This is a genomic window from Actinoalloteichus sp. GBA129-24, from assembly GCF_001941645.1.
Taxonomy (GTDB): domain Bacteria; phylum Actinomycetota; class Actinomycetes; order Mycobacteriales; family Pseudonocardiaceae; genus Actinoalloteichus_A; species Actinoalloteichus_A fjordicus.
On sequence record NZ_CP016077.1, the window covers coordinates 51,572 to 66,486 of the forward strand.

Annotated in this window: 15 protein-coding genes; 8 read left to right on the forward strand and 7 right to left on the reverse strand. The window is 70.1% G+C overall.

Annotated features, from left to right (window positions below; genetic code table 11):
* Positions 1–77: 77 nt before the first annotated feature.
* Genes UA75_RS00220 through UA75_RS34235 form a run of 4 tightly spaced genes read right to left on the reverse strand, consistent with a single transcriptional unit; the run spans position 78 to position 3,078 of the window.
* Positions 78–1,094, reverse strand: coding sequence for a copper resistance D family protein (locus UA75_RS00220; RefSeq protein WP_075737831.1), 1,017 nt, complete (start codon positions 1,092–1,094; stop codon positions 78–80).
* 42 nt (positions 1,095–1,136) lie between these two features.
* A complete protein-coding gene (locus UA75_RS00225; protein WP_232237574.1) occupies positions 1,137–1,700 on the reverse strand; it encodes a copper resistance protein CopC in 564 nt (187 codons plus the stop codon).
* A gap of 2 nt (positions 1,701–1,702) precedes the next feature.
* Positions 1,703–2,299, reverse strand: coding sequence for a YcnI family protein (locus tag UA75_RS00230; RefSeq protein WP_232251144.1), 597 nt, complete (start codon positions 2,297–2,299; stop codon positions 1,703–1,705).
* Complete coding sequence (locus tag UA75_RS34235) at positions 2,266–3,078, reverse strand: hypothetical protein (RefSeq protein ID WP_232237576.1); 813 nt, start codon at positions 3,076–3,078, stop codon at positions 2,266–2,268. The genes UA75_RS00230 and UA75_RS34235 overlap by 34 nt, the downstream gene beginning before the upstream one ends.
* A gap of 288 nt (positions 3,079–3,366) precedes the next feature.
* Here UA75_RS34235 and UA75_RS00240 point away from each other — a divergent pair, with 288 nt between their 5' ends.
* Genes UA75_RS00240 through UA75_RS00260 form a run of 5 tightly spaced genes read left to right on the forward strand, consistent with a single transcriptional unit; the run spans position 3,367 to position 8,668 of the window.
* Positions 3,367–5,061 (forward strand): BCCT family transporter, encoded by a 1,695-nt coding sequence (locus tag UA75_RS00240; RefSeq protein WP_257787613.1) that lies wholly within the window; start codon positions 3,367–3,369, stop codon positions 5,059–5,061.
* Entirely contained in the window at positions 5,058–5,705 is a 648-nt protein-coding gene (locus UA75_RS00245) for an ABC transporter permease (protein ID WP_075737839.1), read from the forward strand. Before UA75_RS00240 ends, UA75_RS00245 begins: the two co-directional genes overlap by 4 nt.
* The gene (locus tag UA75_RS00250) at positions 5,692–6,900 is read left to right on the forward strand and encodes an ATP-binding cassette domain-containing protein (RefSeq protein ID WP_157433915.1); all 1,209 of its coding nucleotides are present in this window, start codon (positions 5,692–5,694) and stop codon (positions 6,898–6,900) included. The genes UA75_RS00245 and UA75_RS00250 overlap by 14 nt, the downstream gene beginning before the upstream one ends.
* A 32-nt stretch (positions 6,901–6,932) precedes the next feature.
* On the forward strand, positions 6,933–7,679 hold the full coding sequence (locus UA75_RS00255; RefSeq protein WP_075743240.1) for an ABC transporter permease: 747 nt from the start codon (positions 6,933–6,935) through the stop codon (positions 7,677–7,679).
* Entirely contained in the window at positions 7,676–8,668 is a 993-nt protein-coding gene (locus UA75_RS00260; RefSeq protein WP_075737841.1) for a glycine betaine ABC transporter substrate-binding protein, read from the forward strand. Before UA75_RS00255 ends, UA75_RS00260 begins: the two co-directional genes overlap by 4 nt.
* A 384-nt stretch (positions 8,669–9,052) precedes the next feature.
* Here UA75_RS00260 and UA75_RS00265 read toward each other — a convergent pair whose 3' ends face one another.
* Positions 9,053–9,586, reverse strand: a complete 534-nt coding sequence (locus UA75_RS00265) for a DUF6474 family protein (protein WP_198042887.1) — start codon at positions 9,584–9,586, stop codon at positions 9,053–9,055.
* A 172-nt stretch (positions 9,587–9,758) separates the two neighbouring features.
* Here UA75_RS00265 and UA75_RS00270 point away from each other — a divergent pair, with 172 nt between their 5' ends.
* Positions 9,759–11,471 carry a TM0106 family RecB-like putative nuclease gene (locus UA75_RS00270; protein WP_075737845.1) on the forward strand — a complete coding sequence of 571 codons (1,713 nt, stop codon included), beginning with the start codon at positions 9,759–9,761 and terminating at the stop codon, positions 11,469–11,471.
* Between the two features lie 273 nt (positions 11,472–11,744).
* Here UA75_RS00270 and UA75_RS00275 read toward each other — a convergent pair whose 3' ends face one another.
* Both UA75_RS00275 and UA75_RS00280 read right to left on the reverse strand, forming a co-directional pair.
* Positions 11,745–12,503: an SDR family NAD(P)-dependent oxidoreductase gene (locus UA75_RS00275; RefSeq protein ID WP_075743242.1), complete on the reverse strand. Its 759-nt coding sequence runs from the start codon at positions 12,501–12,503 to the stop codon at positions 11,745–11,747.
* A gap of 91 nt (positions 12,504–12,594) precedes the next feature.
* Positions 12,595–13,557, reverse strand: a complete 963-nt coding sequence (locus UA75_RS00280; protein WP_075737847.1) for an aldo/keto reductase — start codon at positions 13,555–13,557, stop codon at positions 12,595–12,597.
* A 116-nt stretch (positions 13,558–13,673) separates the two neighbouring features.
* Here UA75_RS00280 and UA75_RS00285 point away from each other — a divergent pair, with 116 nt between their 5' ends.
* Positions 13,674–14,069 (forward strand): MerR family transcriptional regulator, encoded by a 396-nt coding sequence (locus tag UA75_RS00285; protein ID WP_075737849.1) that lies wholly within the window; start codon positions 13,674–13,676, stop codon positions 14,067–14,069.
* A 250-nt stretch (positions 14,070–14,319) separates the two neighbouring features.
* Positions 14,320–14,862, forward strand: coding sequence for a PepSY domain-containing protein (locus UA75_RS00290; protein WP_075737851.1), 543 nt, complete (start codon positions 14,320–14,322; stop codon positions 14,860–14,862).
* Positions 14,863–14,915: the final 53 nt, after the last annotated feature.

A 14,915-nucleotide genomic window follows, 5' to 3' on the forward strand; every position in this document is an offset into this window, starting at 1 on the left:
CCACTCGCAGCAGGCCGGAATCACTCGGCCGTGATCACCAGCCCGTCGGTATCAGACGAGACGGGTCGGCTCGGCGGCTACGCGATCGCGAGCACGGCAGCAAGTCCGAAGGCGAGCAGCATGACGCCGAGTTCGACGGACGCCCAACCGATCAGGCCTCGGCCGTGGTGCCGGACGACTCCGGGGACGACCCGGAATCTCAGCCGCGCCCCGAACACGGCGAGCAGGACGAGCGCGCCGGTCTTCGCCAGGATGAGGGCGCCGTATCCCGTGGTGAACAGCGCGGAGATCGTCAGATCGATGCGGATCAGCGCACTGAGCAGACCGCTCAGCGCAACGATCCCCAGGCACCAGCCCGCCACCGTGGAATAGCGGGGCAGCACCCTGGCGGCCAGGCCCCGTCGCGGCGCCACGAACAGGATGACCGCGGCCAGGCCGCCGACCCAGATCGAGGCCGCTCCGGCGTGCACCGCCGCCGAGGCCACCGCCACGGCGTCGAGGCTGGTCACCGCCGCGTGCCCGGTGAGCGGCAGTGCCGTCATGCCGAGCAGTGCGATGAGCAGCGGCGCCCACCTCGGAATCGCGCGATGCCGTCCGAGCACGGCCAGCACGCCGCAGGCCACCGAGGCGCCGACCACGACGAGCAGAGCCCGCCCCGCTGCGACGGCGTCCAGGTAGTCGATCAGGCGGGGCAGGGCGATCGTCAACCCGTCGCCGGAGGCGGCGCCCGCCTGGGCCCACAGCAGAATCAACGCGAGCAGCGCCCACGCCGCGGCCACGGCGACAACGAAGCCGCCCGCGGTGCGAGCCGCGGTGGAGGCCGCCTTGGCGGCGGTCGCCGTCGTGCCGTGTCTGGTCGACGGGCGCAGCAGCAGACCGAGGACGGACAGGCCGACCACTGCGGTGCCCGCGATGTCGACGGCCAGGCGGAGGGCGGGCAGCCCGAGCCCGTCCGCCGCCAGCCCGTCGGACCGGTCGAACGCGGTGGCGAGGGCGAGGCCGAGCGCCAGCCCGACCAGTGCCCCCGCCCCGGCGGTGAGCAGCGGAGACCGGAGCGAGCCCCGATGTTCCGTTGATCCAGTAGTACTACTCACCAGTGTTGCTCACTACTTCTATGGGATCGATCCGGCCGCCTGCTATTTCTCGGCAGGGCCGCCGCCGCTGAAGCGGATACCCGCAGCGACTCCGACGGCGAGGAGTACGGCCGCACCCACGATCCACGGCCAGACCGGCATCTCGCCCGCATCGGCCGACCCGTCGTCGGCCGGGTCCGTCACTGCGTCCTCGGCATCGCCGGCAGGCTGCGGGGGAACCTCGCCGCCACCGGCTTCGGTCAAGGTGAAGGTCGTGCTGCCCCGAACCGTATGACCGTCCGCCGAGAGGACCCGGAAGCCGATCGTGTACTCGCCTGCGGGCCCGAGCGGATGCAGCGTCGTGCTGACGGTCTCGCCGTCGACGGTCGCCTCGCTGGTCTCCTCCCAGCGATTGTCGTCTGGACCGGTGACGGTCACCGTGTTGAAGCCCGGCTGGACGTACTGATCGAAGACCAGCTCCACCGTCTCCGGTGCGGTGTCGATCTCGGCGGCGTTCGCCGGACTGCTGTCGACCAGGACGTTGTGTGCCGAGGCGGGAGCGGCCGTGCCGACCATGCTCAGGCCGATCACCGCCGCCGCCAGCGCCCAGGCCGGTCCGCGCCGCACGATCATCGCCTCTTCGAGCGGAGCATCGCCCCGATGCCGAAGCCGACGCCCAGCGCGCCGACTGCGAGGCCGCCCCCGCCGAGCAGCCGTGCGGTGTCGTCCTGCGCGCCGCTCGCGGACCCGTTCTCGGTGTCCTCGGCGTGGTCGTCCGACTCCTCGCCGCCGGACACGGCGGAGTCGACGCCGTGACCGTCGCCCCCGTGACCATGCCCCCCGTCACCCTCGACGAGGGTGAGCACCGGCGCCGGGCGGGCGGGTTCCTCGCCGTCCTCGGCCGGGGGCTCGTCCCAGGACACGACCTCGCCGCTGTCGTAAGTCTGCACGGCGGGCAGGACGAGCTGATCGGCGTCCGTCGGCAGCCCGCCGAGACTCAGCCAGAACTCCTGGAACTGGTCGGGACCGATCTCCGCGCCGTCCTCGGCGGTCCAGGTGATGGTGCTGACCGCGGGTTCCTGTTCCGCCTCGGCGGACTCCTCGAACCGCTCGACCTCCACCGTCCAACCCGGCTGCGGGCGGGTGCGGACCGAGCTGAGCGGGTGCTCGGCGGGGAAGGTGACCGAGACGCTCACCGTGCTTGCGTCGGGCCGCTCGTTGGGCACCCGCAGCGCGAGGGTGGCGTGCCCGCCCTGCGCCGCCTCGTCGGGGACGGCGGTGACGTGGGCGAAGGCCGTGCCCGCGCCCGCGAGGCCGAAGGCCCCGGCCAGCGCGAGTGCTCCGCCGAGCCGGCGGGCAGTGCAAAATGTCGACATGTCGCTTTCTCTCCTGGCGGCAGTGGTCCCGTGCCGTGTCGACGGGACCGCGGTGATGTCCGTGCGGAGAGCGCAGGCGGGCCGCGTCGGGTGTTGGCCCGACGGGCGAGTACTCGGGCATGTCGAGACTGACCGATGGTCAGCGGTGCGATGTCCGACGACCGGGGTGTGTCGACGACCGGTCCGTCGATCAACAGCAGCCGGAGCCTGGCCACGCTGCGGGCGAAGGCCCCGAGACCCCGGCGCAGCACCTGCTCGGCGTGAGTCAGCAGCAGCGCGCCGATGATCGTCGCCGCCGCATGCGCGCCGATCATGAGCAGTGGATCGAAGCCCGTCGTCTCCGCCGCCGCAGGATGGCCGTGATTGCTCAGCGCCTCCAGCAGCAGGTGCATCCCGAGCTGTGCGAATGTCAACGTGAGCAGGGTGGCGGGCAGACTCCGGCGGCGGCCCGGCGTGGCGATCAGCCCGGCCGCGAGCAGCGCGGTGAGGATCAGCGTGAGGCCGAGGTTGGGCGCCGTCCCGCCTGCCAGGGCATGTGCGGACACGGAGAGTGAGGATGCGATGCCTGCCGTCAGCGTGCCGCTGAGCGTGCTCAACGCGCCGCGACCACCGCCAGACACCCCTCTCACGCTGGCAAGCCTATGTGTCGTTTCGATGACACCCCGCGTGGGTCTGGTTGCTTCTGCGAGCGCGGTGAGCAACTGTTGAGCCCCTGACGGCATGCTTCTCACTCAGAGCACGCGATGGGTGCTCTGAGTAATGGGCGTGCCTCCCATGGAGAGGAGGGGCGCCCCTGACCGGGCGTCGCACATGAAGTGACGACAGAAGACCCTGATAGCGATCGATCAACCGACACCGCCGAAGCACCGGCCACGTCGCACACCGCGACGAGGGCCGCGCGTCCGAAGACCGACTGGGTGGTCTTCGGTGTCTCGGCGGTGCTCGCGGTGGCGTTCCTGGCCTGGGGAATGCTGGACACCAGCGGACTCGGCGACTTCTCGAGCTCCGCACTCGGCTGGCTGATGACCAACACCGGCTGGGTGTTCGTGCTGGCGGCCTCCGGCTTCGTCGTGTTCATCCTGTGGTTGGCGGCAAGCAGATACGGCAACATCCCACTCGGCCGTGACGACGAGAAGCCCGAGTTCCGGACCGTCTCGTGGATCGCGATGATGTTCAGTGCCGGTATGGGCATCGGTCTGATGTTCTTCGGTGTTACTGAACCGCTCTCGCATTACACGGCGCCCCCGCCCGGCACCGTCGCAGCCGAGACCAACGAGGCGGTCTCGACCGCGATGGCGACCTCGCTGTTCCACTGGACGCTGCATCCGTGGGCCATCTACGCGGTGCTCGGACTCGCGATCGCCTACGGCACCTTCCGTCGTGGCCGCAGGCAGTTGATCAGTGCCGCCTTCGCACCGTTGTTCGGCAAGCGGATGGCAGACGGTCCGATCGGCAGGCTCATCGACATCCTGGCGATCTTCGCCACCCTGTTCGGCTCGGCTACCTCGCTCGGCCTCGGTGCGCTCCAGATCGGCAGCGGGTTGCAGGAGGTCGGCTGGGCGAGCAACCTCGGCACCACCGTCCTCGTGTTGATCATCGCCGTGCTGACCGTCGCCTTCATCGCCTCGGCCGTCTCGGGCGTCGCGAAGGGCATCCAGTGGCTCTCGAACATCAACATGGTGCTCGCGGCCGTGCTCGCGGTGTTCCTGTTCGTCGTCGGCCCGACGGTCCTGATCCTGAACCTGGTGCCCACCTCGATCGGCGCCTACTTCAACGACCTGGCCACGATGGCCGCCCGTACCGACGCCACCGGCGGCGACGCCGTCAACACCTGGCTCTCCGGGTGGACCGTCTTCTACTGGGCCTGGTGGATCTCCTGGGCGCCGTTCGTGGGGCTCTTCATCGCGCGAATCAGTCGGGGCCGCACCATCCGCCAGTTCGTCAGCGGCGTGATCCTGGTGCCCAGCGCCGTCAGCCTGGTGTGGTTCGCCATCCTCGGCGGCAGCGCGATCTACGAACAGCAACAGGGGATAGACCTCGCCAATGCGGGCGGACAGGAGGCGCAGCTCTTCGGGCTGCTGGCCGCCTTCCCGCTCACCGAGGTGGTCAGCGTCCTGGTCATGGTGCTGGTCGCGATCTTCTTCGTCTCGGGTGCCGACGCGGCCTCGGTGGTCATGGGCACGATGTCCGAACGCGGGTCCATCTCGCCGAGTCGACCCATCGTCATCTTCTGGGGCGTGGCGACCGGAGCCGTGGCGGCGATCATGCTGCTGGTCGGCGACGGCAGTGGTGATGCGCTGGCCGGACTGCAGAACCTGACGATCCTCGGCGCCGCACCCTTCGTGCTGGTGATGGTGCTGCTGTGCGTGTCGCTGGCCAAGGATCTGCGCAGCGACCCGATGGTCCGCCGCAGTGAGAAGGCCGAGGCCGTGATGGAGCAGGCCGTGATCCACGGCAACCAGCGCTTCGCGGGCGATTTCCAGCTTCAGGTCGGCGCCGCCAAGAAGGGCGACACCGGTCAGCCGGGCGTCCCGGGCGCCACGCTGCCCGGCTCCTCGGCGGACGAGCCGCCGAGGAGCGGAAGCGATGAGAACAGAGACGGTTCCACGTGAGTCTCTGGGAGTACGTCAGCTCGCGTTGGGAACAGCTCGGCGTCGATGCCCTCCAGCACGCCAGTGCCGTGGTGCAGTGCACCTTGATCGCGGCGATCATCGGCGTGCTGATCGGCGTCGCCGTCTATCGCAGCCCGGCGGGCTCGTCGGTGGCGACCGCCCTGACCAGTGCGATCCTCACCGTGCCGTCCTTCGCACTGTTCGGGCTGCTGATCCCGGTGCTCGGGCTCGGCGTGCCGCCGACGGTGACGGCGCTGGTGCTCTACGCACTGCTGCCGATCGTGCGGAACACGATCGTCGGTCTCGGCGCGGTCGACCCTTCGGTGGTCGACGCGGCGAGGGGCATCGGGATGAGCCGGTGGAGGGTGCTGACCAGGGTCGAGCTGCGGCTCGCCTGGCCTGCGGTGCTCACCGGGATGCGGGTCAGCACGCAGATGCTGATGGGCATCCTCGCCATCGCGGCCTACGCCAAGGGCCCCGGCCTCGGAAATCAGATCCTGACCGGGCTGGCCAGGGTCGGAAGCGCGAACGCGGTCAACTCGGCCGTCGCGGGAACGCTCGGCATCATCGCACTGGCCCTGTTGCTGGACGCGCTGTACATCGTGATCGGCCGATTGACCACGTCAAGGGGTGTCCGTGTCTGAATCGAGCAGTACAGCCGGTGCGGGAGCGCAGTCGGGCTCGAGGGATGGGGACAGTGTCGAGATCCATCTCGACGAGGTCACCAAGCGCTACGGCAACCAGTCGGCACCCGCCGTCGACTCGGTGACCATGACGATCCCTGCGGGCGAGACGGTGGTCTTCGTCGGTCCGTCGGGCTGCGGCAAGACGACCACCATGAAGATGATCAACAGGTTGATCGAGCCGACATCCGGTCGGATCACCATCGGCGGTCGGGACGCGCTCAGCCTGAACCCGGACGAACTGCGCCGCAGCATCGGTTACGCCATCCAGCAGGTCGGATTGTTCCCGCACCTGACGGTGGGGGAGAACATCGGCGTCGTGCCCGGCCTGCTCGGCTGGGACAAGGCGCGAATCCGGGCCAGGACCGAGGAGATGCTCGACCTGGTCGGCCTCGAGGTGGGCGAGTTCATCGGTCGCTTCCCTCGGCAGCTCTCCGGCGGTCAACAGCAGCGGATCGGCGTGGCCAGGGCGCTGGCCGCCGATCCGCCCGTGTTGCTGATGGACGAGCCCTTCGGCGCGGTCGACCCGATCACCAGGGGAAACCTGCAGGACGAGCTGATGCGGCTCCAGGCCGAACTCGGCAAGACCATCGTCTTCGTCACGCACGACTTCGACGAGGCAGTCAAGCTGGGCGACCGGATCGCCGTGCTCGGCGATCAGTCCAGAATCCTCCAGTACGACACCCCCGAGGCGATCCTGGCCAACCCGGCGGACGACACGGTCGCAGGCTTCGTCGGCGCGGGTGCCTCGCTCAAGCAGCTCACGCTGCTGCGGGTGCGGGACATCGAACTGGAAGAGGTGCCGACGGCGACGGTGGAGGAGACTCCGGAGGCGCTGTCGGCCCGGCTGGGATCGCGGCAGGGCGCCGTGGGGCTGGTGCTGGACCGGCGACGCAGGCCGATCCGCTGGGCCACTCGGCGTGAACTGAGCAGGGCGGGCACGCTGGCCACGGTGGGACGGCCGGTCGCCGACAGCGTCGACCGGGCCTCCACCCTGCAGGACGCGTTGGAGGCGATCCTGACCGACGACGACGGTTACGCCGTGGTCACCCGGTCGCGGGGCGAGTACGCCGGGGTGGTCGGCATCGACACTCTGATGGCCACCATCCGGCAGCTGCGGGAGCAGCACGAGGGTGACGACGGGGCCACGTCGTGACCACGGACGTCGCACAGGGTGCGACGCCGGAGATGGACTCGGGCTCGCGGCGCGCGGATCGGCTTCGGCTGTTCATCGAGCCTGCGATCGTGTTGGCCTTGGTCGCCGGAGTGCTCGTCTGGGCGTTCACCAGGGAACTGGACGACATCGAGGCCCGCAACATCAACTTCCCGGTGCTCCTCTCGCTGACCTGGGAACACATCCAGATCACCGTCATGGTGACCTTGATCGTGCTGCTGGTGGCGGTGCCGCTGGGGATCCTGGCGACCAGGCCGTGGGCCAGGTTCGTCGCACCGGTCATCTTGATCATCGCCAACATCGGTCAGGCCGCACCCGCGATCGGCATCCTGGTGTTGTTCTTCCTGTGGACCGGGCAGACGGGGTTCTGGATCGTGGTGCTCCCCACCGCGCTCTACGCCCTGCTCCCGGTGCTGCGCAACACCATGATCGGCATCCAGCAGGTGGATGCCAGCCTGCTGGAGGCCGGTCGAGGCGTCGGCATGTCGAGCTTCACCGTCCTGCGCCGTATCGAGCTGCCCCTGGCCGTCCCGTTCGTGCTGGCGGGCCTGCGCACCTCCCTGGTGCTGGCCGTCGGCGTCGCGACGCTGGCGTTCTTCGTCGGCGGCGGGGGACTGGGCGAGCTGATCGACGCGGGCTACAAGCTCGGCAGGCCGTCGATCCTGGTGGTGGGTGCGACGCTGGCGATGGCGTTGGCATTGCTGGTGGACTGGCTCGGCGGGCTCGCCGAGCGGCTGCTCGGACCGAAGGGACTGCGATGAGTCGGACGCGTAACCGCGTCGCCCTGTGGGGGACGACGATGCTGGCCTCGGTGTCGATGCTCGCGGGCTGCGGGCTCAGCTCCGGCGCGGCCCTGGCCCTGGAGGTCGGGCCGGGCTCGATTGAGGCGAATCCCGCGTTCGAGGGGGCCGTCTTCACGGTCGGTTCGAAGGACTTCACCGAGAACTGGCTGCTCGGATACATCACCTTGTTCTCGCTGTCCGCCGCAGGGGCCGAGGTGCGGGACCTGACCAACATTCAGGGCTCGAACAGCGCGCGGGACGCTCAGGCGGCCGGGCAGATCGACATGATGTGGGAGTACACCGGCACGTCGTGGATCTCTTACAACGGCAACGTCGATCCGATCCCGGACGCCGTGGAGCAGTACGAGGCGGTGGCCGAGCTGGACCAGCGGGAACATCAGCTGGTGTGGACGGCGATGTCCCCGGTGGACAACACCTACGCCTTCGCGATGAACCGGGAGAACGCCGAACGCCTCGGGGTGGAGACGCTCTCTGATCTCGCGGTGCTCGCCGAGGAGGACCCGGCCGAGGCCACCTTCTGCGTCGAGACCGAGTTCGCGAGCCGGAACGACGGGATGCCGGGGGTGCTGGAGACCTACGGGTTCACCGTTCCGCCGGAGAACATCAACACCCTCGGCATCGGGCCGATCTACCAGGCCACCGCCGACGGCGAGGTCTGCAACTTCGGCGAGATCTTCAGCACCGACGGCCGCGTCCTCGGGCTCGACCTGGTGGTGCTCGAGGACGACCGGCAGTTCTTCCCCCGCTACAACGCCTCCGTCGTGGTGCGGGAGGAGGTCATCGACGAGTACCCGCAGGTCAGGGAGGTACTCGACCCGGTGGCCGAGCGGCTGAACAACGATGTGATGCGGGAGCTCAACGCGAAGGTCGACGTGGAGGGCCAGGACCCGGACCAGGTGGCCAGGGACTGGCTCATCCAGGAGGGCTTCGTCACGGCGGCCGGGTGAGGACACCGTGAACGGCAGCGGCCCGGCAGGAGCGCGGGTTCACATGGTCGTCGCAACGCCTCGATGTGAGGGGTTGCGACGACCATGTCGTTTTCGGGGGATGGTGGGTGTCCGGGTGACGGGGAGGCCCGCTCCTGCGGGAGATTCGCTCTCCGGGCGCCTCAGCCGGTCTTAGAGCGGGCTCCACTCGGTCGGGACTACCCCTGGCGGCGCCGGTCGTCGGCGCCGCGTCCGCGTCGGGCGTCCGGGCTGATCCTCCGACGGCTGCCTGCCCGGCACCTGGCCGAAGCAGGCGCCAGGCAGGCGCCAGGCAGGCGACGGACGCCAGCGGACGCGACAGCGGGCAGCAGGGTCTGCGGGCCCCTTGGTGTGATCGCGTCGTGGTCAGCCCGCCGTCGTGCGCGTGCCGTCGGAACGGGCCGATGCGGCGGGCCCGGCGCCGTCCGTGGTCGATCCGGGGCGCGTGCCGAGGCCGAACCGCCGCAGCAGTTCGTCCTCCACCTGCGCCAATTCGGCGTCTACTGCCCGGTGCGCCGCCCGCCGCCGTTCGCCGGGCATCCGCTCCGCTGCCCGGACTGCGGCGAGGAGCTGCCGAAGCCGGGGCTCGATTCCGACGGCGAAGCGGGCGTCCTCGTGCTTTCCGCCGTCCTGCTCGCGGAGCGAGGCGAGCGCCTCCGTCACGCCGACGATCCGTGCGTGCAATGCGGCACCCTTGCCACTGAACTCGGCCAGCCGCTCGACCGGGACGCCGAGCCGCCGGGCCCGCAGCCGATCGACGGCGTCGCGGGCCGAGGCCGCCGCGCCTGCGGCGAACGGCAGCAGCACCGGCGCCGCGACTGGGATCAGCACCTTCGCCAGACTCGCCAGCCGCCTGCCGCGTCCCTTCGAAGAGGGATCGTCCTTCTTTCGTCGTGCCATCGCCCTGAGCACCTCCGCCTTCCTGCCTGGAGCCCCCGTCCTGGAGCACCGGCTGGGACTGCCGCCTGGCGAACACCAGCTGGAGATCGCCAATCGTGCCAGATCAGGCCCCGGGCGCGTGCAACCTCGGGTATCGACCCGGCAGGCCGGGGCTTGCGCTTACGCTCGATGGGTGACGGACACGGTGCTTCTCGACGCGGGGGTGGTGACGCGGTGTCGACGTCGGGTTCATCTGGAGAACGACCCGACGATGACGGACACGCCCAAGGCAGGCCCGGACACGGCGGCCGAGCAGCGGATGGCCGACGCGGCCACCCACCGGGCGAACGTCGGCAGGCGGCTCGCTGACCTGCACCAAGCCGACTGGGTCGAGATCGCCCGCGACCTGCCGTCGAGCGTCAGAGCCCGCGCCACGCTCGACGCGATGGAGGCCGAGGCGTCGTTCATCTGGGGGGCGCAGCTGCCCGGCGACCCCGACCACGGGCGACGCGGCGGCATCGACCTGCTCGTGCGGGCCGACGGCCGTTATCTCCCCGTCCTGGTGGTTCGGCACAAGGTGAGCGATCCCGGTTCCGGGGTGCGCACCAGCCCGCTGGAGACCCCGACCTTCGCCGCCGCCCGGCCTGATCCGAGGCGCAAGGCGCGGCCGCAGGCCAGGGACCAGCTCCGGCTCGCCCACATCCACCGCCTGCTTCAGGCGGTCGAGGCTCGGCTGGTCGGGGACCGTGCAGAGCAGGATCGACCACGGTCGGGCAGGCGCAGGTCGGTCGGCAGCGCCGCGCCGGGCGGACGGAACCGTGCCGTAGGCGGTGTCATCGGGATGGACGCCGACGTCGTGGTCTGGCACGACCTGGAGGCACCCAACTGGCCGGGCGGCCGGACGGCGCTGGACGAGTACGACCGGCGGTTCGCCGACCGTCTCGCCGTCGCAGCGGCGGCTGCCGCCGGTGACGAGCCCCTGGCCCGGCCGTCGCGCATTCTCGAATGCCGTTCCTGCCCGTGGTGGCCGGTGTGCGAGCAGGCGCTGCGCGCCGATCGGGACGTCAGTCTGGTGGTTCGGGGCGAGGACGCGACGGCGTTCCGCTCCATCGGGGTGCGCACCGTCGACGGGCTCGCCGCCCTGGACCCGCAGGGCAGGCCGCCGGTGCCGTTGATGGGCGCCGGGTTCGGTGACTCCGTCGTGCTGGCCAGGGCGTGGCTGCGGGGTCTGTCGATGATCCGCCGAGTCCGTGACGTCCGGGTGCCGCGCGCCGACGTCGAGGTGGACGTCGACATGGAGAGCTTCGGCGACGGCGGCGCGTACCTGTGGGGCGCGCTGCTGTCCGGTTCCGACGTCGGCGAGCCCGCCGGGTACCGCGCCTTCGCGACCTGGGAGCCGGTCCCGACCTCGGATGAGGCCAGGTCGTTCTCCGAGTTCTGGGCGTGGCTGCGGACGATTCGGATGCGGGCCGCGGCGCGGGGCCTGACCTTCCGGGCCTACTGCTACAACGAGCTGGCGGAGAACCGCTGGCTGCTGTCCTCGGCGAGCCGATTCGAGGGCGTGGCAGGCGTGCCCGCCGTCGCCGAGGTTCGGGCCTTCATCCAGTCCGAGGAATGGGTCGACCTCTTCGCGATCGTCCGCGAGCAGTTCCTCTGCGCACAGGGGCGGGGACTCAAGACGATCGCGCCGGAGGCAGGGTTCTCGTGGCGAGATCCGGAGGCGGGGGGCGAGAACTCGATGCGCTGGTATCGCGACGCGGTCGGCTTGGACGGCCTCCCACCGGACGCGCGCCAGCGTGATCGGCTGCTCCGCTACAACGAGGACGATGTGCAGGCGACCTTGACCCTGCGTCGCTGGATGACCTCGACCGCCATGACGCAGGTGCCCTACGCGGGGGATCTCTGAAGTCGGGGGATCTCTGAGGCCGGGGGCATCGCCGTCGCTCGGGATCGCCCGGCTCCGCCCCGAGGGGCCTGCGGCCGGAATGCACGATGCCCCGACCGCGCGAGATCGCGAGCAGGCCCGCCACGGCGATCGGGCACCGCTCGGCGGCGCAGGTGCCCAGGCAGGCCCGAGGACGGTCGTGGTTGGTGCTGTCGATCGCCGACGGCGCCGCGTCGGCCTGCTGCGGCGACGCGGCGGTCCCGAGATAGATCAGTGTTCGGTCGGCGAGTCGCTTCAGCGCGGCGGCATCCGCAGCGCACCGTCGAGCCGGATGGTCTCGCCGTTGAGGTAGTCCTGCGCGATGATCGACAGGGCCAGCGTCGCGTAGTCCTCAGGGTGACCCATGCGCTTGGGGAACTGGAGGTTCGACTCCAGCTTCTCGCGGAACCCGGGCGTGATGCCTGCCATCATCGGCGTGCTGAGGATGCCGGGCGCGATGGTCATCACCCGGATGCCCAGCGAGGCCAGGTCACGGGCGGCGGGCAGCGTCATCCCCGCGACGCCGCCCTTGGACGCCGAATACGCGGCCTGCCCGACCTGACCCTCGAACGCGGCGACCGAGGCGGTGTTGATGACCACGCCCCGGTGACCCTCCTCGAGCGGCTCGGTGGCGGCCATCGCCTCGGCTGCCAGGCGCATCACGTTGAACGTGCCGATCAGGTTGATCTCGATGACCTTGCGGAACAGCTCCAGGTCATGGACGCCCTTGCGGCTGAGAATGCGACCGGCGTCGGCGACGCCCGCGCAGTTCACCGCGACCCGCAGCGGCAGGCCGGAACCCGTGGCCGTCTCGACGGCGGCCTGCACCTGTTCCGCGCTGCGCACGTCGGCGGCGAGGAACCGGACTCCGTCGACGGGGGCCGCCGCATCGACGGCCGAGGGCAGATCGAGGGCGAACACCGTGGCGCCGCCGGCCGCGAGGGCCCGTGCGGTGGCGCCGCCGAGCCCGGAGGCTCCGCCGGTGACGATCGCTGCGGTGTCCGTGATCTGCATCTGCTCTCCCTTGAGCCCGTAGGTCCGTCTGCCGGGACCGACCGAGAACGACACGAGATCCCCGTGCCGACCGGCGCGAGGCTCCGAGGACTCAGCGACGGCCGGGCGGACAGATCTGGTCGAGTTCGGCCAAGTCTGCCAGGGTCGGCTGCCAGTCCCCGGCGACGGCGTTCATCTTGATCTGTTCGGGCATGGTGGCGCCCGCGATCACCGAGGCTACTGCCGGTTGCGCGGCCAGCCAGCCGATCGCGACGTCGGTCATACTCAGATTGCGTTGATCGGCGAAGTGGCGGATCGCTTCGATCCGATCCCACGGCGCCTCGGCGAGCAGCCTGCCTCGGCCCGCGAGCCTGGTCCCCGGCTGGGTCTCCCCGCCTCGACGGTATTTTCCGGTCAGCAGCCCGTTGGCGAGCGGAAAGTATGGAATCAGGCCGATTCCGAACCGCTCGCAGACCGGGACCACCTCGCGCTCGGCCTCGCGCTCCAACAGGGAGTAGTGGTTCTGCGCTGCGATGGGGCCCGTGAGCTTCGCGGTCTCGGCGATCCACGCGGTGTCGGCGATCTGCCAGCCCGCGAGGTTGCAGTGCCCGATGTAGCGCACCTTGCCCTCATGGATCAGGTCGTCCAACGCGGACAGCGTCTCCTCCAGCGGCGTTGCCAGATCGGGTCGATGCAGCTGATAGAGGTCGATCCAGTCGGTGCCCAGCCTGCGCAGTGACGACTCGACGGCGCGTTTGATGTAGCGACGTGAGCCGCGTGAGCCGAAGTCGGGGCCGTTGACCCCTTGCATGTCCATGCCGAACTTGGTGGCGATCACCGCCCAGTCCCGGCGGCCGGACAGCGCCTGCCCCAACAGTTCCTCGCTGCGGCCTCGGGGGGCGCCGTAGACGTCGGCGACGTCGAAGAAGGTGATCCCGACGTCCATCGCCGCGTTGACCACCGCGCGGGTTCCGGACAGCGTCTCCGTGCTGGTCCCCGGTCTGCCTAGGTTGTTGCAGCCCAGCCCGACGACGCTGACGGTCAGGCCTGAGTCACCCAGTCGTCGTTGCTCCACGGCTCAAGACCATAAGGTGTCAGGTCTTCCGGCAGGTGCGGTGCCATCATTCCCGTGCGTGTATCGCCGCTGCCGCGGTCGATGAATGCGCGGGCCGTGAAGGAGGATCGAGTCTCGTGAGTGAGTACTACACGCCGGGCGAGGTGTCGGTTCGCTTCGGCATGAGCCACGACACCCTGCGCTATTACGAACGGGCAGGCCTGCTCACGGAGGTCGAACGCTCGCGGAGCGGTCACCGCCGCTACCGGGCATCGGATGTCGAGCTGTTGAACCTGGTCCGCTGCCTGCGTGAGACGGACATGCCCATCGCGAGGCTCCGAGAGTTCGCGGAACTGGTGCGGAGCGGCGAGCACACGATCCCGGAACGCGTCGACCTCTTGGAGACGCACGCCGCCAAGGTCGCCGAGCAGATCGAGGAGCTGCGCGGCAGGCACGCTGCGATCAACCGGAAGATCGGCTACTACCGGGGTGTGCTGGGCGAGTCGGGCGAGCGCACGGCGTCGGCGGGCTGACTCGACCGGCGAGGCGCATTCCGATCGGCGCGGACCGCCTGCGACGCGGGGGTGGGCGGCCGGCGCGCGGCCTGCTGCCGCAGCAGCCGCACGGTGAGTCCGCCGGAGCCGATCGGCTCCGCCGATGTCGGGGCGCGCATCCAGACCACGCGAATTCCTTAACTCGTCGTTAGGGATCACGCAGCGTGCCGCTAGGTCGATCTCCGCCAATGTAGTCATCACCAGCGGAGAAGCGACGAAAGGACATCTGATGCGCAACCCGAAGATCATGGCAGCGATCATCGGAGCCGCCGGGCTCCTGGCGATCGGCGGCACCGCCATCGCGTTGGACGACCGGAGTTCGAACGAGGTCAGCCCCAGCTCCTTCACCACCCAGCAGGTAGACGACTGGGACGACCGAGACGGCCGGGATGACCTGGACGACCGTGATGACCGCGACACGGGCGGCCGGGACGACGTCCGCAGCCCCGACGCGGCCGGGGGCTCGCAGATCTCGCGCACCGAGCCCGCCATCGGACGTGACGAGGCGGTACGAATCGCCGAGGAGCAGGCGCCCGGCGCCACCGTCGTCGAGGTCGACCTCGGCTCCGACGACGGCAGGCTCGAGTGGGACATCGAGCTGCGACAGGACCGGACGGAGTGGGAGGTCGAGATCGACGCCCAGACCGGTGAGGTCCTCGACGTCGAGCAGGACCGGGACGACGATGACGACGACGACCGGTACGACGACGACCGCGACGACGACGACAGGTACGACGACGACCGCGACGACCGCGACGACTGGGACGACTGATCGACTCCGGTGCGGGGCGCGGCACCGTCTGCGATTCGGAGACCGACCGCCGC